This is a genomic window from Deinococcus pimensis DSM 21231, from assembly GCF_000519345.1.
In the GTDB taxonomy this organism is placed as follows: Bacteria; Deinococcota; Deinococci; order Deinococcales; family Deinococcaceae; genus Deinococcus_A; species Deinococcus_A pimensis.
In genome coordinates, this window is record NZ_KI912674.1 from 6,121 (window position 1) to 25,425 (window position 19,305).

18 protein-coding genes and 2 pseudogenes are annotated in these 19,305 nt (G+C 72.1%); 7 read left to right on the forward strand and 13 right to left on the reverse strand.

Annotated elements, in window-relative coordinates:
• The 3 genes and pseudogenes from DEIPI_RS40585 to DEIPI_RS0122900 form a co-directional block, all read right to left on the reverse strand.
• Window positions 1–258, reverse strand: a pseudogene (locus tag DEIPI_RS40585) (MBL fold metallo-hydrolase); the annotation flags it as partial.
• Window positions 255–1,214 carry an NAD-dependent epimerase/dehydratase family protein gene (locus DEIPI_RS0122895; protein WP_245588631.1) on the reverse strand — a complete coding sequence of 320 codons (960 nt, stop codon included), beginning with the start codon at window positions 1,212–1,214 and terminating at the stop codon, window positions 255–257. The pseudogene DEIPI_RS40585 and the gene DEIPI_RS0122895, both read right to left, overlap by 4 nt.
• Before the next feature lie 8 nt (window positions 1,215–1,222).
• Window positions 1,223–2,353 (reverse strand): ATP-grasp domain-containing protein, encoded by a 1,131-nt coding sequence (locus DEIPI_RS0122900; RefSeq protein ID WP_027483310.1) that lies wholly within the window; start codon window positions 2,351–2,353, stop codon window positions 1,223–1,225.
• Between the two features lie 178 nt (window positions 2,354–2,531).
• Between DEIPI_RS0122900 and DEIPI_RS33910 the strand changes: the two genes are divergently transcribed.
• Entirely contained in the window at window positions 2,532–5,870 is a 3,339-nt protein-coding gene (locus DEIPI_RS33910) for a PAS domain S-box protein (protein WP_052351945.1), read from the forward strand.
• A gap of 5 nt (window positions 5,871–5,875) precedes the next feature.
• On the opposite strand, the gene DEIPI_RS33915 is transcribed toward DEIPI_RS33910, so the two are convergent.
• The gene (locus DEIPI_RS33915) at window positions 5,876–6,586 is read right to left on the reverse strand and encodes a DUF1003 domain-containing protein (protein ID WP_052351946.1); all 711 of its coding nucleotides are present in this window, start codon (window positions 6,584–6,586) and stop codon (window positions 5,876–5,878) included.
• 69 nt (window positions 6,587–6,655) lie between these two features.
• Complete coding sequence (locus DEIPI_RS0122915; protein WP_027483311.1) at window positions 6,656–7,309, reverse strand: hypothetical protein; 654 nt, start codon at window positions 7,307–7,309, stop codon at window positions 6,656–6,658.
• A 256-nt stretch (window positions 7,310–7,565) separates the two neighbouring features.
• Between DEIPI_RS0122915 and DEIPI_RS0122920 the strand changes: the two genes are divergently transcribed.
• Entirely contained in the window at window positions 7,566–8,117 is a 552-nt protein-coding gene (locus tag DEIPI_RS0122920; protein WP_027483312.1) for a hypothetical protein, read from the forward strand.
• A 73-nt stretch (window positions 8,118–8,190) separates the two neighbouring features.
• Window positions 8,191–8,817: a M23 family metallopeptidase gene (locus tag DEIPI_RS0122925; RefSeq protein WP_045235011.1), complete on the forward strand. Its 627-nt coding sequence runs from the start codon at window positions 8,191–8,193 to the stop codon at window positions 8,815–8,817.
• 124 nt (window positions 8,818–8,941) lie between these two features.
• Here DEIPI_RS0122925 and DEIPI_RS41985 read toward each other — a convergent pair whose 3' ends face one another.
• Both DEIPI_RS41985 and DEIPI_RS33920 read right to left on the reverse strand, forming a co-directional pair.
• Complete coding sequence (locus tag DEIPI_RS41985) at window positions 8,942–9,073, reverse strand: hypothetical protein (protein ID WP_281173258.1); 132 nt, start codon at window positions 9,071–9,073, stop codon at window positions 8,942–8,944.
• A 519-nt stretch (window positions 9,074–9,592) separates the two neighbouring features.
• Window positions 9,593–10,720, reverse strand: a complete 1,128-nt coding sequence (locus DEIPI_RS33920) for a hypothetical protein (RefSeq protein ID WP_169737196.1) — start codon at window positions 10,718–10,720, stop codon at window positions 9,593–9,595.
• Window positions 10,721–11,125: 405 nt separating this feature from the next.
• On the opposite strand from DEIPI_RS33920, the gene DEIPI_RS0122935 reads away from it, so the two are divergent.
• Window positions 11,126–11,737, forward strand: a complete 612-nt coding sequence (locus DEIPI_RS0122935; RefSeq protein WP_027483314.1) for a hypothetical protein — start codon at window positions 11,126–11,128, stop codon at window positions 11,735–11,737.
• Here DEIPI_RS0122935 and DEIPI_RS0122940 read toward each other — a convergent pair.
• The 4 genes from DEIPI_RS0122940 to DEIPI_RS33930 all read right to left on the reverse strand — a co-directional run bounded on the left by DEIPI_RS0122940 (window position 11,715) and on the right by DEIPI_RS33930 (window position 15,795).
• On the reverse strand, window positions 11,715–12,122 hold the full coding sequence (locus DEIPI_RS0122940) for a response regulator (RefSeq protein ID WP_027483315.1): 408 nt from the start codon (window positions 12,120–12,122) through the stop codon (window positions 11,715–11,717). The two genes, DEIPI_RS0122935 and DEIPI_RS0122940, sit on opposite strands and share 23 nt — an antisense overlap.
• Window positions 12,119–13,942, reverse strand: coding sequence for a sensor histidine kinase (locus tag DEIPI_RS36045; protein ID WP_052351948.1), 1,824 nt, complete (start codon window positions 13,940–13,942; stop codon window positions 12,119–12,121). The genes DEIPI_RS0122940 and DEIPI_RS36045 overlap by 4 nt, the downstream gene beginning before the upstream one ends.
• A gap of 8 nt (window positions 13,943–13,950) precedes the next feature.
• Complete coding sequence (locus DEIPI_RS0122950; RefSeq protein ID WP_027483316.1) at window positions 13,951–14,379, reverse strand: response regulator; 429 nt, start codon at window positions 14,377–14,379, stop codon at window positions 13,951–13,953.
• Window positions 14,380–14,472: 93 nt separating this feature from the next.
• On the reverse strand, window positions 14,473–15,795 hold the full coding sequence (locus DEIPI_RS33930) for a glycosyltransferase (RefSeq protein ID WP_045235012.1): 1,323 nt from the start codon (window positions 15,793–15,795) through the stop codon (window positions 14,473–14,475).
• A gap of 225 nt (window positions 15,796–16,020) precedes the next feature.
• Between DEIPI_RS33930 and lepB the strand changes: the two genes are divergently transcribed.
• The gene (gene lepB / locus DEIPI_RS33935; RefSeq protein ID WP_084474813.1) at window positions 16,021–16,824 is read left to right on the forward strand and encodes a signal peptidase I; all 804 of its coding nucleotides are present in this window, start codon (window positions 16,021–16,023) and stop codon (window positions 16,822–16,824) included.
• 45 nt (window positions 16,825–16,869) lie between these two features.
• Window positions 16,870–17,262 carry a lysozyme inhibitor LprI family protein gene (locus DEIPI_RS0122965; protein WP_027483317.1) on the forward strand — a complete coding sequence of 131 codons (393 nt, stop codon included), beginning with the start codon at window positions 16,870–16,872 and terminating at the stop codon, window positions 17,260–17,262.
• Here DEIPI_RS0122965 and trpS read toward each other — a convergent pair.
• Window positions 17,246–18,268 (reverse strand): tryptophan--tRNA ligase, encoded by a 1,023-nt coding sequence (trpS, locus tag DEIPI_RS0122970; protein ID WP_027483318.1) that lies wholly within the window; start codon window positions 18,266–18,268, stop codon window positions 17,246–17,248. The two genes, DEIPI_RS0122965 and trpS, sit on opposite strands and share 17 nt — an antisense overlap.
• A gap of 215 nt (window positions 18,269–18,483) precedes the next feature.
• Between trpS and DEIPI_RS0122975 the strand changes: the two genes are divergently transcribed.
• The gene (locus DEIPI_RS0122975; RefSeq protein WP_157463912.1) at window positions 18,484–19,002 is read left to right on the forward strand and encodes a hypothetical protein; all 519 of its coding nucleotides are present in this window, start codon (window positions 18,484–18,486) and stop codon (window positions 19,000–19,002) included.
• A gap of 7 nt (window positions 19,003–19,009) precedes the next feature.
• On the opposite strand, the pseudogene DEIPI_RS38300 reads toward DEIPI_RS0122975, so the two are convergent.
• A pseudogene (locus tag DEIPI_RS38300) lies at window positions 19,010–19,305 on the reverse strand (heavy metal translocating P-type ATPase); the annotation flags it as partial.

A 19,305-nucleotide genomic window follows, 5' to 3' on the forward strand; every position in this document is an offset into this window, starting at 1 on the left:
CCGCGCGAGCCGCGCGCTCGCGGTGTCCTCCGGACGCACCACGACGGGCGTGGCGAGCGCGTACGCCCGCGCCGGGAAGCGCCGGGTGGCCTCGAAGAAGCGGGGATGGTAGCCCGTGTCGAAGAGGACCGGCCCGCGCGAGGGGTGCTCCAGCAGCGCGAACCCGGCGGGGTAGCGCGCCACCCGGACGGGCGCGCCGCGCAGGGTGAGCGCCTCCAGGTTGAGGCAGTACCCGGCGTGCAGCCACGTGACCTTCACGCGTCCCCCAGCGCGGCGAGGGTGCGGCGCAGCCCGTCGGCGGTGCGGACGCGCGGCTCGTACCCGAGCTCGCGGCGGGCGCGGGTGATGTCGAGCGTCACGCTCGACGAGAGGACGCTCACGCCGTAGCGGGTGAGACGCGGCTCCTCACCGCCCGTGAGCCGGGCGGTGAGTTCCAGCAGGGCCGCCGCCGCGTGCGCGACGCCGCGCGGCAGACGCCCTGCCGGGCGCGGCAGGCCCAGCTCGTCGCACACGTCGAACAGCAGGGGCCACAGCGGGACGGGATCGCCGCTCGTGACGTTGTACACCCGCCCCGAGGGCACCTCGGCGCGCGCGGCGAGCGCGAGCGCCCGGACGCCGTCCTCCACGTACGTCAGGTCGGTGACGTTGTCGCCTCGCCCCACGACGGGCAGACGTCCGGCCCGCAGGGCGCGCAGCAGACGCGGCAGGATGGCCGTGTCGCCCGGCCCGTAGATCGCGCGTGGACGCACGATCACGGCGTGCAGACCGCGCGCCGCGCACCGCAGAACCTCCAGTTCCGCCGCGCGTTTGCTCGCGGCGTAGTCGTTGACGGGCCGGGGCAGGGGCGCGTCCTCCGGGACGTTCAGGCGGTCACCGTGGCGGACGTACAGGCTGGGCGTGCTGACGTGCACGAGACGCGCGCCCGACGCGAGGCAGCCCGCGGCGACGCGGCGGGTCGCGAGGACGTTCGACCGTTCGAAGTCCACGCGTCTTCCCCAGGGGCTCGACAGGGCCGCCGCGTGGAACACCACGTCCTGATGGGCCAGCAGGGATGTGAGGTCGGCCTCGGCGAGGTCGGCGGGCACGAAGGTCAGTCCGCCGCGCGCGAGCGCCTCGCCCCGCGCCCGGTCCCGACCTGTCGCGGTGACCTCCCAGCCCTCTTCCCGCAGGGCGCGCGCGAGGTGCCCGCCCAGAAAACCGGTCGCGCCGGTCACGAGGGCCCTCACGCCTCACCGTTCCATTCGATGTCGGCGGTGGTCGCGGCGAGCAGGCCACGGCGACCGCGCGCGGCGCGCAGGGCGAGCGCGGCGAGGAGCGCGGGTTGCGCGAGCGCCGGGAGGGGATCGCCCGACGCGGACAGGACGTCGCGGGCCGTGCGGAACGCCCGGCGGCCCTCGCGGGTCGCGAGGTGCCCGCCGAGGACCATGCCCGCCGCCACCATGAGCGGACGGGCGGGACGGGCGAGCATGACGGTCTCGACGGCGTCGGGGTCGAGGAGGGCCCGCGTCACCTCCGGCTGGTCATGGAAGAGGTGGATGCCGCTCGTGAGTCGCGGGTTGCACTCCAGCGCGACGACGTGCGAACCCGTGTCGACGAAGTCGAAGGCCACCTGCCCGGTGAGGCCCGTGGCGCGGGCGAAGCGCTCGATCCACGCGGTGACCCGTTCGTTCCGGGCGGCGTCGAAGTGGACGCTCGCCCGGCCCGTGCGGAACCGCGAGGGGTACACGGCGAGCGCGCGGACGCGCCCCCGGGACATGACGGCCCAGGCGCACAGTTCCTCCCCGTGCACGCGGTCCTGGACGACCCAGGGATCCCGGGGGCTCGGGTGGACGCGCGCGAGCGTCTCGCGTGAAGGTGAGACGAGGGTGCGCGCGCCGAAGCGGGACCAGGCGGGTTTGAACACGGACGAGGCCGCGTTCCGGATGAACGGCAGCAGGTCCTCGGGTGCCGTCAGGAGGTGCGTGTCGGGCACGCCGAGGCCCAGGTGGGCCGCGAGGTGGGCGAAGCGGCCCTTGTGGTGCAGCTCCGCGAGGACCGCGAGGTCGGGCGTGAGGACCCGCGTGTACGCCCGCAGTTCGGGCGCGGCCCGCGCGACCCAGAACACCTCCTCGCAGGTGGGCACGAGCAGGTCCACGTGCGCGCTCCGGACGAGGTCGAGGAGGGCGCGGGAGAAGCCCGGGAAGTGACGTCGGGGGGAGGGAAGGCGCACGCTGCGCTTCACGTGTCGTGACACCCGGCAGACGTGCCAGCGCCAGGGATCCGCGACGGTCACGGCGTGACCCGCACGTCCGAACAGACGCGCGAGCTCCAGCGTGGCGGGCGCCCGTCCACCGGTCAGAAGCACGTGAGCCATGTGTGAAGTATAGGCAAAGCGCGGGCGTCCCCCGAGGCGTCCGACGCTCCGGGTCCGTGCGTGGCCGGAGCAGAGGCCCGGCGATATCCACGTCCCCCCGACGCGCAGGGCGTTCAGAGACGTCTCACGAAGTCACCATATCCACAATCCGGCGTTTAGCTTTCGTTAGCATGGCGACGTGCCCGAGCCGCTGCCCTCGGACGCCCTCGACCTGCTCGACGACCTTCCCCTGCCCGCCCTCGTCAGCGACCCGACCGGCGCCGTCCTCCACGTCAACCCCGCCCTCCGGACCCTCACCGACCGACCCCTCGACGAGCTGCTCGGGCGCGGCTTTCTGACCCTCGTGCACCCCGACGATCGTCCCGTGCCCGGCGCGCCGCCCGCCTGGGTCGACCCGGACGGCCGTCCCGTGGAGCACGAACTGCGCCTCCTCACGCCCGGAGGGTACCGCTGGCAGTGCCTGCAGAGCCGACCTCGCGGCGCCCACGGAGCGCGGGTCGTGTGCACCCTGCACGACATCCACGCGCTCAAGCTCGTCGAGCACCGCACCGGAAGCGCCCTGCACGACGAACGCGCCGCCCACGCCCGTCTGCGTGACGTCCTCGACGCCTCCCCCACCCTGATGTGGACCGCACGCGACCACGAGGACGTCCTGCACTTCAACCGCACCTGGAGCGAGTACACCGGCCTGCCCGCCGTCCTGCCGCGAGAGGCCTGGGAGGGCGCGCTCCACCCCGACGACCTCGAGCGGGTCCGCAGGGTACGCGCCGAGGCACGCGCGGACCGCCGCCCCTACGAGCTCGACGCGCGCTTCAGACGTCAGGACGGCTCGTACCGCTGGCAGCACGTCAGCGTGCGTCCCTTCGGGCAGGACGAGTGGCTCGGCGTCGCGACCGACGTTCACGACCGCCGTGACTCCGAGGCGAAACTGCACCTCACCCTGCAGGCGGGCGGGCTGGGCGTCTGGACCTACGACGTCGGGAGCGGACGCACGACCCGCACGCCCGAGGCGGCCCGCCTGCTGGACGTCGACGACGCGGACGCGCCCTTCGCCAGCTTCGCCGGGCGCGTCCACGAGGAGGACCGGGGCCGCGTCACGCGCGACTTCGAGGATGTCCTGCGCGACGGTGGGCCGGAGCAACTGCGGGTGGAGCACCGCTACTTCCGCGCGGACGGACGCAAGATCTGGACGGAGCACCGCGTGCACGTCGAACGGGACGAGCAGGGCCGGGCCCTGCGGCTCCTCGGCGTCACCGCCGACGTCACGGCCCGCAAGCGCGACGAGGAACGCCTCACGCTCCTCGCCGACGCGGGCGAGACGCTCGCGCGGAACCTCGACGTCACCCAGACCCTCACGCGGCTCGCCCGGCTGGCCGTGCCGCGGATCGCCGACTGGTGCGTCGTCTACCTCCCGGACGCGGAGGGCGTCCTCACGCCCGTCGCGGTGCAGCACCGCGATCACGAGAAGGTGGAGTACGCACGGAGGGTCATCGGGGCCTTCCCTGCCCGCGTGGACGACGAGGCGGGCATCGGGCGCGCCTTCCGTGACGGCGAGACGCTGCACGTGCCCGACCTGCCCGGGTTGCTCGCGAGCGTCGGTCCGCTCCCCGAGGGCTGGCAGGACGTCATGGACCGCCTGCGCCTGCGCTCCATGCTGGCCGTGCCGCTCGTCGCGCACGGACGGCCCATCGGGCTCCTCAACCTCTGCTTCGCCGAGTCGGGCCGCACGTACGGCGAAGGCGACCTGCCCGCCGCGCGCGAACTCGCCAACCGCGCCGCGCTCGCGCTGGAGAACGCGCAGCTCTACCACGAGGCCCGCGAGCTCAACACCACCCTGGAGGCGCGCGTCCGCGAACGCACCGCCGAGCTCGACCTGCGCAACCGCGCCCTGGAGGCCTTCGCGGACCTCTCGCGCGACTTCGCGGCCGAGGCGGACCCCGCGCGGCTGGTGGGCCGCGCGCAGGAGATCCTCGTGGGGCTCCTGCCGGGCAGCGCCAGCACCTACTACGAGCCCGCCGGCGAGCGCTGGGCGCTGCGCTCGCACCGCGGCGTCTTCCGGAACCCCCGCCTGCTCGACACGCTGCGCGGCGGCCTGCCGCGCGGCCTCAACCCGAACCTGGACCGCCCCTTCGACACGCACGAGGCGTACTACCAGGAGCGCTACGACCCGAACACCGTGCCGTCCGCCGCGCACGACCTCACCCTCATCCGCGCGACCGCGAGCCTGCCGGTCCTCGTGGGCGGCGAGGCGCGCGGCGTGCTGATCGTCGGATCGTACGAGCCGCGCGCCTGGACCTCGTCCGAGCGGGCCCTGCTGGAGACCGTCGCCCGCTCCCTCGGGGTGGCGCTGGAGCGCGCCGACGCCCTGCGCGCCGTGCAGCACGAGCGGACGTTCCTCTCGGGGCTGCTGCGCAGCCTCTCGGAGGGCATCGTCGCCTGCGACGCCCAGGGCCGCCTCACCACCTTCAACGCCGCCAGCGAGGAGATCCACGGCAGCGCCGCGCGCGCCGCCCCGCCCGAACGCTGGGCGGAACTCTACCGGCTGTACCGCCCGGACGGGGAGACGCCGCTGCCACGCGAGGAGGTGCCGCTCTACCGCGCCTGGCAGGGCCGCCGGGTGCAGGACGAGGTGATCGTCGTGCGCCGCCCCGACGGCGAGCGGCGCCTCATGGTCTGCGTGGGCGGCCCCATCGTCACGTCGGGCGGGGAGCAGCTCGGCGCGGTCGTCGTGATGCGTGACGTCACCGACCGCGACCGCGCGGAGGCCGCGCTGCGACAGGCGAACCGTGAGCTCAAACGAAGCAACGAGGAACTGGAGCAGTTCGCGTACGTCGCGTCGCACGACCTGCAGGCGCCCGCGCGGGCCGTCACGAGCTTCGCGGGCGTGCTGGACCTCCGCTACGGCCACCTGCTCGACGAGCGCGGCCACGCCTACCTCACGCAGATCGTGCGCGGCGGCGAGCGGATGAAGCGCCTCGTGGACGACCTGCTCACCTTCTCGCGCGTGAACACGCAGCGTCGCCCGCTGGAGCCCGTGGACAGCGCGCGTGTCCTCGCGGAGGCGCTCGAACTGCTCACGCCCGACCTGCAGGTCACCCACGCGCTCGTCACGCACGACGATCTGCCGATCGTGCGCGCCGACGAGGGGCAGCTTTCGCGGGTGCTGGTGAACCTGATCGGCAACGCGCTGAAGTACGCCCGTCCCGGCGTGCCGCCGAGGGTGCACGTGAGCGCGCGCCGCGAGGGGTCCATGTGGCGCTTTTCGGTGCGGGACAACGGCCTCGGCATCGAGGAGCGCTACTTCGAGCAGATCTTCGTGCCGTTCAAGCGCCTGCACTCCCGTGACGAGATCGAGGGCAGCGGGCTCGGGCTCGCGGTGAGCCGCAAGATCGTGGAGCGGCACGGCGGCTGGCTGTGGCTGGAGAGCACGCCCGGCGAGGGCAGCGTCTTCCAGTTCACGCTGCCCTCCGTGGACGCGGACGTGGCGGCGCGTTCCGGGGAGGTCACGACGGCGTAGCGCCCTCAGCGGTCACGGTCGCTCAGCTCACGCATGAGGTCGAGCTGCGCCTGCTGGATCACGAGGAGCCGCTGCCACTGCCTGCGCGTGAGGTGGTCGAGCTTGTCGTGCAGGTGCCGCACCTCCAGTTCCGCCTTGAGGTTCACCTCGTAGTCCTGCTCGGCGCGCAGACGGTCGCGGGCCTCCAGACGGTTCTGGCTCATCATGATGACGGGCGCCTGCAGGGCCGCGACGCACGAGAGCACGAGGTTGAGCAGGATGAACGGGTACGGATCGAAGGGCCGCGCGAGCAGGTGCGCGCCGTTCACGACGATCCACACGATCAGGACGAGCGTGAACAGGCCGATGAAGCGCCAGCTGCCGCCGAACGTCGCCACGCGGTCCGCGACGCGGTCCCCGAGGGGCAGCGCGCGGTCGTACTCCGCGTTGAGGTTGCGCGTGACGGCCTCCTGACGTTCCAGGCTGAGCCGCACCTCCTCGTCGAGCCGGGCCGTCTCCGTCGCGTCGAGGGCGATGGCGTCGCGGATCTCGGCGTCCACGGCGCGGTTGAGGCACGAGAGGCACACGCGGTCCGTCTCCCGCACGTCGGGATGGTCCGCCTCCACGAAGGCGGCCACGCTGGGCCGTACCGCCGCGAGGGGCAGCAGGTCGCGCGCGGCGCGCCGGGTGTGACAGGCCGCGCACTCCACGAGTTCGGTGGCTTCTGGCTGGGTCACGAGATCCTCCGGGCCCCCGGGGGTCCCGGGTGGTCCAGTGCAGTTTACGGTGACGTGATGACGGGACCGTCACCCGCCCAGGAGCGCCTCGATCCGCTCGGCGGTGGTCACGGGCTCACCTGCTTCCCAGCGGTCGTACAGGAGCGCGGCGACGGGCGCGGCGCTCCGGTCGAGATCGAGGGTGAGCAGCAGGGCGCGCGCCTGCGAGAGCGCCTCGTGACGACGTTCGGGGGCGAGGGCGAGGAGCAGGTCGTCCACTTCGGCCAGGTCGTCGAGGTCGGTGCCGTCCACCCGCAGTCCGTGCGTGAGGGTGGGCTCGGCGGCCTTCCCGGCGAGGAGGCAGGCGATCTCCACGACGAGTTCGCGCGCGTCGTGGGGGTCGGGCCACGGCGGCTCGCTGAGGAAGGTGTACGTGGTGGAGGGCGCGAGGATGCCCTCCTCGTCGGTGGTGAAGCGGACGTCGTCGAGCCGGATGCGGTCGCGGGGCGCGAGGCGAAGGTAGGCCACGGCGTGCCCGGCCTCGTGGTAGGCGGTGACGACCCGTCTGAGCGCTCCCGCGAGGTCGTCGATTCGTCCCGGGGCGTTCCCCGTGCGGACCTCGGCGCGCAGGACGCGCACCTCGCGTCGCAGGCGTTCCGCGCCCTCGCTGTCGGTCCAGACGGGGCGCGCGAGGAGCTCGTCGAGGGCGTCCGCGAAGGCGGTGATGAGGGCGTCGGGCAGCACGGGAACCTCGCGGTCGGGAGAGGGGCGGGGCGCGGTGGGACGTCACGATAGCAGAACCTCTCCTTCAGGGTTCGCTCACGGTCGGACGTCCGCGTGTGCCCGTGAGAAACCGCACGTCACGCACCTTGCAGGGAAGGGTACGGTACGCACGTTCCAGCACGAAGCACGTACCGCCCGGTCGACGGGCCGTCCCGCCGTGTGGAGCGAGGCCGCTTTTTCCCGGAACGTGGGGTGAGGCGGCCCGGAAGGAGCGTTCATGAAGCACGTCGTGCGTCCGTCCCTGTTGCTCTCGCTCACCCTCGCGCTCGCCGCCTGCGGCGGTCTCCCGGCCACGGAACCTTCCGAGCAGGCGCCTGCCCTCGCAGCCCAGGACGAGGCGGACACGCCCGCCGTGGGCACCCTGAGTGGGTACAAGATGTCCGACTCCGCCGCGCGCAGCCGACTCACGGGCGCGGGGTACGGCGTGTACTCCAGTGGGGGATGCAGCGACCGCAGCGTGTCGACGTGCACGTCCTTCGAGCAGATCAACTCCGGCACGGTGGACGGCGCGGTGACCCTGAAGAACGCGTCGGGTTGCGCGATGACCATCACGGGCGGCACGGAGGTCGGGCACGCGAGCGGCACGTACAGCCACTACAACGGCTACAAGGTCGACATCCGCAAGAACTCGTGCATCGACGCGTACGTGCGGAACAGTTTCACGCGCATCTCGGACCGGGGCGACGGTGCGCCGAGGTATCAGAGCGCCGCCGGGAACATCTACGCGGACGAGTACTGGGCGAACCACTGGGACATCCTGTACTACTGACGGGGCGTCCGGGCGGGATGCGTGATCAGGCGCGCCGTGAGCGGCGCTCATCCGCGGCGCGTACGATCACGGCGTGCTCACCCTCGCGCGTTGCTTGCTCGTCCTCGCGGCGTTCACGTCCCTGACCTTCCCCGTTCTCGCCGCCTCCTCACCGCTCTGCCAGCCGGAACCGAAGGAGTCGCCGGCGAAGGAACGCGCCTGGAACGAGGCGATCGCCCGTCTGCCCTCGCTGGCCCGCTCGCTCCCGTCCCGTCCGGACGCCGCGCTGCTGATGCCGGTGGAGGGCGTGCGGGTCGCGCAGGTCGCGAACACCTGGAATGCCGCGCGGCCCGGCGGGTTGCGGCACGCGGGGCAGGACATCTTCGCGCGTCGCGGGACGCCCGTGCGGTCCGCGACGCGCGGCGTGGTCTGGCGGATCGGGAGCAGCGAGCGGGGCGGGCGCTGGGTGTACGTCCTCGGGGCGGGTGGTCGGCGGTACTACTACGCGCACCTCGACGGTGTCGCGGCGGGTCTGCGTGAGGGGCAGGCGGTCACGACGTCCACCCTGCTCGGCACGGTGGGGGATTCGGGGGAGGCGGAGACGACGCCCCCGCACCTGCACTTCGCGGTGTTCGACCGCTACGATCCGGCGGGTCCCTGCCGCTTTCCGGCGCTCGATCCGCTGCCCCTGCTGCGGGATCGCCCGGCGCGGGCCGATTGAGCGGCGAGGGCGCTCGCGGTCCGGATCGGTGCGGGTGCCGTTCAGGCCGGGGGAGGCGGTGTTGAGCGCGGCCGTGGGGGCGTCGACCGTTGGCCGTCGCTCCGATGCCGTTGGGTGTGGGACTTCAGGTCCGGAGGAACATCAGGAGCAGTTCGGCGGCGATGACGATCAGCAGGGCCAGTTGCACCCGTTTTGCCGTGGTGGCCCTGACCTGCCATTTCAGGCGTGCCTTGCGTCTGTGTCGGTGTCTGGCCATGGGCATGTGTTCTAGCGCATGCCACGTGGGATGTCCAGTGGGTGGTGCGGGTCATCCCTCATCGGCACGATCGTCGAACGTCCTTTTTGTGCTCGGTGACCTTCCGTGCGCGTCGGCGTGTCGGGCGTTCCACGATCGAGAACGGGCACTGTATGTCGCGATCGTGCGTCCGAGGGTGTGGGGCGAGGAGGTCTGGGGCGATGAGCAGGCGCTCGCCGTCGTTCGTTCGGGGTCGCGCCCGATCTGGAGGGCGGTTGATGACGATCGTACTATCCAAATTTTTATCCAGTATAACGGAGGTAAGAGGCAGGAGTGGCGAGCGTCTCCTGGACTCCTCCCGAAGTCCGACCGAGTGACGAGTGGATGGAGGCGTTCCTCCCGAGCTCATGCCGCCGCTCGGGCGCTGGGTGGTTGCGCGCGGAGGGGGACGGGCCGGCCGAACCGTTCTCTCTATAAAAACTTAGTTACCTAGACGTCTCCTGACGATCCCGCCGCCCCTCAACCCCCACACCACCCTGCTCAGGGAGCGCCCAGCTTGATCCCCACGGCCCGCACCCGCGACAGCCACATCTCGTGTTCACGGCGCTCCATGGCGAGGGTGGCGGGCCCCGCGTCACGGTTGTCCTCACACCGATTCCCCCCCACCGCGCACCCATGCCCGAACATCGGCACGCTCACCACCCCACCATCACGCCCCACCCGCGAAAACGCCACCACGTTCCCACGCACCACATTCCCCCCGAACCACCCCACCCCACGACCCCCCACCTTGTAGTAATCCCACAACACCAACCCCACGTTCGCGTACGCCGCCACCCGCCCGTCCGGCAGGCGCCCACTGTTCACCACCCGGTTCCCCACCACCTCACTCCCCACCCCACCCACCACGCTCACCCCGTAATTCGTCGTGCTCACCACCACGTTCCCCACCACCCGCACCCACCCGTTCTCCCCCGCCCGCGACCCCACCCCGTCCCCCACCAGAATCCCACCACCCGAAAACCACGCCTCCGCCTCCGGACGCAACTGGTACGCCCCCTGCACGTAATTGTCGTGAATCAGGATCGGCGCGCCCGCCACCCCGCTCGTCACGTACATGTTGATGTTGTCCTCCACCAGGCTCACCCACGGTCGATTCACGATCTCGTTCCACCCGATCTCCGCCGTGGAGATGTTCTGCACGTGATCGAACAGCACCGCGTTGCGCACCTCACGCACCGCTTCCCCACCCCGGTCTCCGCCGGTGGATTTCAGGTACCCGCCCTGCCCGTCGCTGCGTCGCCCGTCGATGTCACGCAAGCGGTTGCGCAGGATGCGCAGCCCGTCACCGCGCGCGCTCTGCCCGGCAAAACCACGCACGGTGACGCCCCCGACGCCCTGGGTGTCGTTGTTCTCGACGCGCAGGTCCAGGGGTTGGGTGAGGTGGACGAAGTCACCCTTGGCGCGGCCCTTGACGTTGGGGTTGAGGCCCTGGGCGTGGCATCGACGGACGGTGAGCCGCACGCGGGTGCCGGTGATCAGGTGACCGTTGCCGCGCAGGCTGCAGTCTTCGAGGGTGACGGGCTCGCTGGTGCGGATGGTCACGGCCGCCACGTCCGGGTTGCGGCTCTCGTACACCCCCGTGTACCGGCCCCCACGCGTGATCACCAGGGGCTTGCCCTCGGAGGCGCGCGAGGTCGGCGCGCGAGGAACCGCTCCGGAGGACGCCCCCCGGACGCGAGCGTCCTTCCCGGCACCCGAAGGCGTGACGGACGGCGCGGACGCCGGCGCGGCGGCGCGAGGCGCGGACGTTCGAGGTTCGGGCGCGGACGCGACACGCGGCGCGCAGGAGATCAACACAAGGGGCAGCAGGGCGTAGCGCAGCATTCGGTCCTCAGGGAAGGGGGAGGCCCCGGCAGGGCCCACGAGTGAACAGGCGGTATCGCCCCGTCCGAGCGTACGACGGATCCCACCTCCCGCGCGTGAGGTAGTTCATGAACGACGTCCGTCCCGCGGGGCTGTCCAGACATCAGCGGAACGCCCCATTCCCGGGAGTCCAGACTGAACGAAGGCATGTACACCCTCCTGCTGCACCTCACCGCACCGGAACTGATCTGGGAGACCGGTCACGTGAACACCCCCGATCGGCTCCCCGCGGCACAGACCGTCCCACCGAAACGGGTCGTCCTGACCCTGCTCGCGGGAGCGCTCGGACTGCCGCACCGCGAGCGCGTCCCGGACGAGGTGCTCGTGAGCCTCGCGGTGGGCGTGCGCGTCCTCGAACCTGGACGCGTCCACCTGCGAGGACGGACGCTCACGACCACGGACGCGGCCTTCCTCGTGGGCATCGCGGGGACGAGGCGTGTCCTGGAGCGAGTCTCCCGGGCAGTCAGGCGTCCAGCCGTCACAGGCCTTCACGTCGGCGGACGCAGGCTCGACGTGCGTCTGCGCGTCGAACGCGACGCGGCGCGGCAAAGCCTCGTCCACGCGCTCGAACTGCCCGCCGCCGGACGTCCCGGCACGCTTCGGGTGGTGGAAGCGCCGCCGGGCGCCCGTCCTCCTCGCGGAGCGGTCATCGCCACGCTGCTCGACCAGCCCGACGGGCGTCTGTTCGGCGGCGGAACCGTCGAGCGGGGCGTGTGGGTCTGGTGGGGCGCGCCGCTCAGGAATTCGGGGGAACGTTGAGCGTGAGCCAGTACGCGCCGAGCGACACGACGAGGTCCTTCAGGCGCGTGGCGTTCACGGGCTTGACGAGGTAGGAGTTCGCGCCGCGTTCGTACGCGCCCAGCACGTCCGTGCGTTCGTGGGACGTGGTGAGCATCACGACGGGGACGAAGCGCAGGTGCGGCTGGGCGCGCAGCCAGGAGAGCACCTCCAGCCCGTTCAGGCGGGGAAGCTTCAGGTCCAGCAGCACCAGATCGGGCACCCACGGGCCGCCCAGCGCGTTCATCGCCTGTTCGCCGTCGCTCACGACTTGCAGGGTCACCCGCTCGTCCACCGCGCGAAAGGCCCGCCGAACGAACAGGACGTCGTCCTCGTTGTCCTCCACCAGCAGCACCGTCGCGCTCACAGGTCCTCCTCCGCGGCGCGCAACTCGAACCAGAAGCGGCTGCCGCCCGCCTCGCCCGCACGCACGCCCACCTCGCCGTCCATGCGGCTCAGGCCACGCTCCACGATGGCGAGGCCCACGCCCGTCCCGGGGTACTCGCGAAGGGTATGCAGACGCTCGAACACCCGGAAGATGCGCTGCTCGTGCCGGGGCTCCACCCCGATGCCGTTGTCCTCCACCCACACGCGGACGCGCTCACCCACACGCTCGGACCGGACGCGCACCTCGGGTCGCCCGCCCGGCGCGACGAACTTGAGAGCGTTCGAGAGCAGGTTCAGCACCACCTGAAGGAGCGTCGCCTCGTGCGCCATGACCCTGCCCAGGTGGGGCGCGACCGTCACGACCGCGTCCCGTTCGTGGACTTCCCGCCCGAGGTCGCCGAGCGCACGCTCGACGACCTCGTCGAGGTCCACGGGAGCGAGCGTGAGGTCGGTACGTCCGAGGCGGCTGTAGGCGAGCAGATCGCGGATGAGCTCGTCGAGGCGTTCCGCGCTGCGCTCGATCCTCCCCAGCATGCTCCGGCCCTCGTCGTCGAGCCGCTCGCCGTAGTCCTCCCGGACGGCGCTCGCGAACCCGCTGATGGACCGCAGCGGGCTTCTCAGGTCATGCGCGACGGTGTACACGAACGCCTCCAGTTCCGAGTTGATGACGCTGAGCTGCGCCGTGCGTTCGTCCACGCGACGCTCCAGCGTCCGGGCGAGCTCCGCGAGCCGCTCCTCGGCACGTTTGCGGTCCGTGATGTCCCAGTTGATCTCCAGGATCGCGCCGATCCGGCCCGACGCGTCACGCCGGGCGGCCTGACGGCTGAGGACCACCACCTCGCGGTCGTCACGGGTGCGGTGCGTCAGCTCACCCTCCCAGAAACCCTCGCGTTCCAGCGCGAGGTCCACTGCCTCCTTCGACACGGGAAAGACCGTGCGCAGCAGGTCGTGCGTGACGCGCCCACGCGCCTCGTCCCCGGTGTAGCCGTACATCCGGTACGCGGCCTCGTTCCAGCCGCGCACGCGGCTCTCGGGGTCGCGCAGGATCACCGTCTCGTTGGCGAGCGCGAGGAGCTCCGCCTGCTCCCCGAGCGTCCGCGCCTGCTCCTCCAGCGCCCGTTCCGCCCGGCGACGGTCGGTGACCTCCGTCGCCATGCCCGCCGCGCCGATCACGCGTCCCTCGTCGTCTCGCAGCGGGTACTGTTCCACGGTCCAGAGGCGTGACGCGTCCGGCGACGCCGGCGTGCGGCCCGAGACCTCCACCGCTGGGACGGCCACGCCCGTGCGGATGGTGTCCTCCAGCCTCCTGGCCACGTCTTCGGGCAACTCCGGCAGGAGCTCACCCACGGTGCGGCCCAGGTGCGCCTCCACGGGAAGGCCGTTCATCCGCGCGAGGTGCTCGTTGACGAGCAGGTAGCGCGCGTCCGCGTCGAAGACGGCCCACCCGACGGGCGCGTGCTCGAAGGCTTCCCGCAGCACCGTCGATTCCGCCGTGCGTTCGGCGCGGCCCTCGAAGGTATGCAGGCACAGCCCTTCGCCCAGCGCGCCCGTGGACCAGCGGCGCTCGCCGCCCTCGAGGCGGACGCCTCGCACGAGAGGCCGGTCCGGGGCGGGAACGTCGGACCGCCCGGCCTCCTCCGGGGTCAGCCCGCGCAGGGAGCGTCCCCTCGGCGGCAACCCGGGAGTCCCGTCGTACGGGGCGTTCGTGCCCAGCACCAGTCCGGCCTCGTCCGAGACGCAGGCGGGCACCGCGAGCGCGTTCAGCACGGAAACCACCCAGGCGGGAACCACGTCGGTCATGGGCGGGGTCAGAAGCGCGGCCTGGGCGGGCGCGGCGTGAGGGCGAGGGTCGACCAGAACGCGCTGATCGACGTCGCCGCCTCGACGAACTCCGCGTACGTCGCGGGCTTCGTCACGAAGTACGACGCGCCGAGGCCCGCCGCCCGGATCAGGTCGTGCTGATCGCTGCTGACGGTGAGCACCACGACCGGCAGCCAGGCGGTGCGCTGCTCCGTCTTGATGGCCTCCAGCACGTCCAGACCGGGCATGTCGGGCAACCCGAGGTCCAGCACGACGAGTTCGGGCAGGGTCCGTCCGGGCGCGAGCGCGTCCAGCGCCGCCCGCCCCGTCTCGGCGGTGACGACGTCGAAGCGCCCGTGCTCCTCGAAGGCACGGCGGGTGAGGGCGGTGGCGTGCTCGTCGTCTTCGACGAGAAGGACGGTGGGCCGGTCGGTCATGCGCGCTCATTCTAGTGGCCGGCGGCCTCACCTGGACGTGAGTCCGCCCGGGCGAGCGTTCATGCTCGGCCCGCGCGGACCCCTCGCGAACGCTCAGGCGAGCGCGACGGCCTCCCGCGTGGACACGGGACGTTCACCCTTCCTCGCGGCCGCCTCGATCAGGTCCGCGGCGCGCGTCGCCGCGTCGTGTCGGGCGAAGGCGGCCCGCATCGTGGCCGCGCGTTCGCGGTACGAGGGAAGGGTCAGCACGGCGCGGACCGACTCCTGAAGCTGACGCGGCGTGGGCGTCTCGGTGCGCAGGTCGATGCCGGCCCCGGCGTACGCGACGCGTCCGCACACCTCGGCCTTGTCGGCCTCCTTCCCGGCCAGCACGAGCGGCACACCCGCCGCGAGCGCCCGCTGCACCCCGCCGAACCCGGCGTTGGTGACCATCACGTCCACAAACGGCAGCAGCAGGTCGTGCGGGATGAACGCCTCGACCCGCGCGTTCACGGGCAGGGCGGCGCGGACCTCGCTCACGTCACGCCCGCCAGTCGTGGCGATCACGAACACGTCCTCCCCGGCGAGCGCGCGCAGGGTCGGCAGGATCAGCTTCGAGAAGTCCGTGTTGTCGATCGTGCCCTGCGTGACGTGCACGACCTTGCGGCCCGAGGTCAGCTCTCCCCACCAGGCGGGACGGACGTAGTCCGTGGCGGGATCGGGGAGGAGCGCCCCGATGAAGTGAACGGTCGCGGGCAGGTCGGAGCGGGGGTACTCGAGTTCGGGGATGGTGCCCTGCAGCAGCACGTCGGGCGCGTGGATCATCGCGTCGAGCACGAAGCGGCCCGAAGGGGGCGTGCCCACCTCGCGCTCGCGCCCGGCGAGGTAGCGGTCGGCGCCGCCGAGCAGCGCCCTCTGCACGAGCCAGTTCAGCGCGGCGTTGCGCGCCCGACCGAGCGGGGAGGCGTCCGGCCTGAGGCCGAACCCGAAGGGTGCGGTGTCCCGGCTGCTGCACGTCACGGGCGCCGGGTTGAACGACACCCACGGCAGGCCCGTGTGGTGGTGGACGCTGCGTCCCGCGACGAACGCGACGTCCGTGAGGATCACGTCGGCGGGAAAGACGCGCAGCACCTCGCGGACGTCGTCGAGGGTGTCGGGGATGAAGTCCGCCAGGAGGTGCTTGATGTCGTGCTCCCACTTCTTGAGGGGATTGAGCCGGGCGCGCGCCGGGAAGCGTTCGTCGAGGTTCGTGGGGTCGAACTCGAGGTGTGGGCGCATGGGCGTGAAGGTCGCGCCCGTGACCTCCACGGCGCGCTCGAAGGCGCGGCTGGTGTACCAGACGACCTCGTGCCCCCGCGAGGTCAGGGTCCGGGCGATGGACGTGGCGGGGTTGACGTGCCCGACGTACGGGGCGGTGGCGATCAGGACTCGGGCCATGGTGTTCCTCGTTTCCGACGCGGCGTTCGGCCTCGTCGGGATGAGGCTAGGAGACCCGGCATGGCAGACGGGTGGCAGAAGGGGCCTGTCTTCGTGACCTTCGAGGCGCGCACGTCCCGCTCTCCATGACGCGGGAACGTGACGCACGCCGACATTCCGCCCTGACCCTCCGCACGGAGGTGCGGTTTCACCGCCCTCTCGGCGTCCACGACCGAAAGTGAGCGCATGAATTCGAGCTCCCCAGGTTCCGAGGAGACGGCCGTTCCTCGTCCGCCCGGCGCTTCCGACGAACGTCACGGGCGGGCGCGGCGACTGGGGCGGGAGTATCTGGAGTCGCTCGTGATCGCGCTCGTCGTGACGCAGTTCGTCGGGACGTTCACGGGCGTGAACGGCGTGAGCATGATGCCGAACCTCCGTCACGGCGAGCGCGTCCTGATCCCGAAGTACGAGACGTGGCTGCACCGCGCGGGCGTGGGCGAGTTCCGGCGCGGCGACATCCTCGTGTTCCGCCCACCGACCGTGGCGGGCGTGCAGTCCGGTCCGCTCGGCCTGTGGTCCTACCGGCCCTTCCTGATCAAGCGGCTCGTGGCGCTTCCGGGCGACACCGTCCGGGTCGAGGGCGGGCGCGTGTGGGTCAACGGGACGGAGGTGGCGCAGAACTTCACCACGGACTACTGGCGGGAGCAGGGGTGCCTCGACACCACCAGCGACCTCGCCAACCTTGCCCAGAGCGCCGCGGCGGGCCTCGTGCAGGACGCGCGCGACTTCCGCGTGCCCCGGGACGGGTACTTCGTGATGGGCGACAACCGCACGAGGACGGGCAGCGAGGACTCCCGGCTGTTCGGCCCGGTCGCGCGGCGGGACGTCGCGGGACGGGCCGCCCTCGTCGTGTGGCCGCCCGTGCGCCGCGTCGAGGCCACGTACGACTGCGCCGCGGGTGGCCGCCCGCAGGATCACGTGACGTACGCCGGGCCTTCCCGTCTCAACCTGCGCGTCCTGTCACCGCCGGACGCGTTCCGCCTTCCCTGAGGGGCCGTCATCCTGCCGTCACGCAGGACCGGGCACCATGACCTCATGCCCCACCACCGAGCCTTCCTCGCTTTCCTCGCTGCCGCCGCCCTCAGCCTCGCCGCGTCCGCGGGCGCGCAGAACAACTGCGACGGGAACCTCACCGACTTCGACGCCGTGTACTGCTACCAGAAGCTCTTCGTCAAGGCCGACGCGGACCTCAACGCGGTCTACACCAAGCTCCTCGCGGCCCTGCCGGAGTCGGGCCGCGCGACGTTGCGCGCCCGGCAACGCGAGTGGATCCGGCGTCGTGACGCCGAGAGCGTCCTCACGCGCGACGGCTTCAAGTACGTCTCGGTGGACCGCGCGACGGACATGACCGTCGCGCGCACGAACGAGCTCGGCGACCGCCTGCGCGAGTGCGTCAGCAGCGGGTGCCGCCTCAGCCTCCTGCGTTGATCTCCGCGTCCGCGAAATAGTCGAGGCTCATCGCCTCCCGCACCGCCCGCATGGTGACGGCCGCGACCTCACGTCCGCGCCGGGTCCCCTCGCGCACCACGGCCTCCACCTCGTCCGGGTGCCGCGCGAACTCCGCGCGGCGCTCGCGGATCGGGCCGAGCGTGGCCTCCAGCACGTCCAGCAGGTGCCGCTTGACCTTCACGTCGCCGAGACCGCCGCGCTCGTAGTGCGCCCTGAGCTCCGCGACACGCGCACGGTCCGGGTCGAAGGCGTCGAGGTACGCGAAGACGGGATTGCCCTCGGTGCGGCCCGGGTCCTCCACGCGCAGGTGGTTCGGGTCGGTGTACATGCCGCGTACCTTGCGCGCCACCTCGTCCGCCGGGTCCGACAGGAAGATGGCGTTCCCGAGGGACTTGCTCATCTTCGCCTTCCCGTCGAGGCCGGGCAGACGCGCCACCTCCCCGACGAGCGCGCGGGGCTCCACCAGCACGGGCGCGTAGAGGCGGTTGAAGCGCCGCACGATCTCGGCCGTCTGCTCGATCATCGGAAGCTGGTCCTCCCCGACGGGCACGACCTGCGCGCCGAAGGCCGTGATGTCCGCCGCCTGCGACACGGGGTACACGAAGAAGCCCGCCGGGACGGACTCCCCGAAGCCCTTCTGCGCGATCTCGGACTTCACGGTCGGGTTCTGCCGCAGGTGCGACACCGTCACGAGGTTGAGGTAGAACACCGTGAGCTCCGCGATCTCGGGCACCCCGGACTGCACCACGAACGTCGCCTCGCGCGGGTCGAGCCCCACGGCGAGGTAGTCCAGCGCGACCTGCATGACGTTGTCCCGCACGCGGCGGGGGTGCTCGAAGTGGTCGGTGAGGGCCTGCACGTCCGCGAGCAGGACGTACGTGTCGAATTCGTGCTGGAGTCGCACGCGGCTGCGCAGCGAGCCGACGAGGTGACCGATGTGCAGCGGTCCGGTGGGGCGGTCTCCGGTGAGGATGCGGGGCTTCATGCTGGACCTCCTGAGGGGCGGTGAGGGGTGGGGAAACGGAAACGCGCCCGGGACGATCCCGGGCGCGTGAAACGAGACGAAAGGGCACCCGGTCAGACCGGGAACCACCAGCTCGCCTTGCCGAACATGCCCACAGCGTACCTCGGATTCGGTTCACGCGGCGTTCTGGGACGTGGGCACCACCTCGCGGGCGTCGGGGCGCGTACACTCGGCTCGTGGAGAGACGTCGTCGGGGGTGGCGACGCGCCCTGACGCTCGTGGCGGGCGCCGTGGCGCTCGGCGGCGGGCGGGCGGCGGCGCCCCTCGCGGTCGATCTGACGCGCGCGCCCTACGTGCTGGACGGCACGGGCTTCGAGGGGGACCTGGACCGCTACCGTCTCCTGCTGCCGCCCTCGCGTCAGGCGCTGTACCGCGAGGTCACGGACGACGCGCTCGCGCGCGCGTGGAAGGCCCGCTTCCCGGGCGCGGAGCGCGCCACGGGCGGCGACGCGGTGCGGGTGCGGGTGGTGGCGGTCATCCCGACGCTGGACCTGTGGCAGCTGCTGCGAATCACGAGCCTCGACCTGAAGGTGCGGCTGCAGGTGCGCTGGGCGTCGTGCACGTCGCAGGTGAGCGTGGAGGGGGCGCTGAGCGGCGCGGCCCTCAACGCGGACGGCGTCACCACGACCCGTGAGGGCGTCGCGGCGCTCGTGCGCAGGCTGCCGGACACGCTGACCCTGCCCGGTTGCGACTGAGTGAGGTTCAGAGCCTGCGCGTGAGGAGCCGCAGGCCCATGAACACCACGAGGACGGTGCCGCCCTCGTGCGCGAGGACGCCGAGGGGCAGCGGGACCTTCCCGGCCACCGCGAGCGGCGCGACGACGAGGATCACGGAGAAGGCGAAGGCGAGGTTGCCGATGACGGTGCGCCGCGCGGCCTTCGCGAGGCGCACGGCGCCCGCGAGCCGACCGAGGTCGCTGCGCATGAGGACGACGTCGGCGCTCTCGATGGCGACGTCGGTGCCGCTCGCGAGGGCCACGCCGAGGTCCGCGCGGGCGA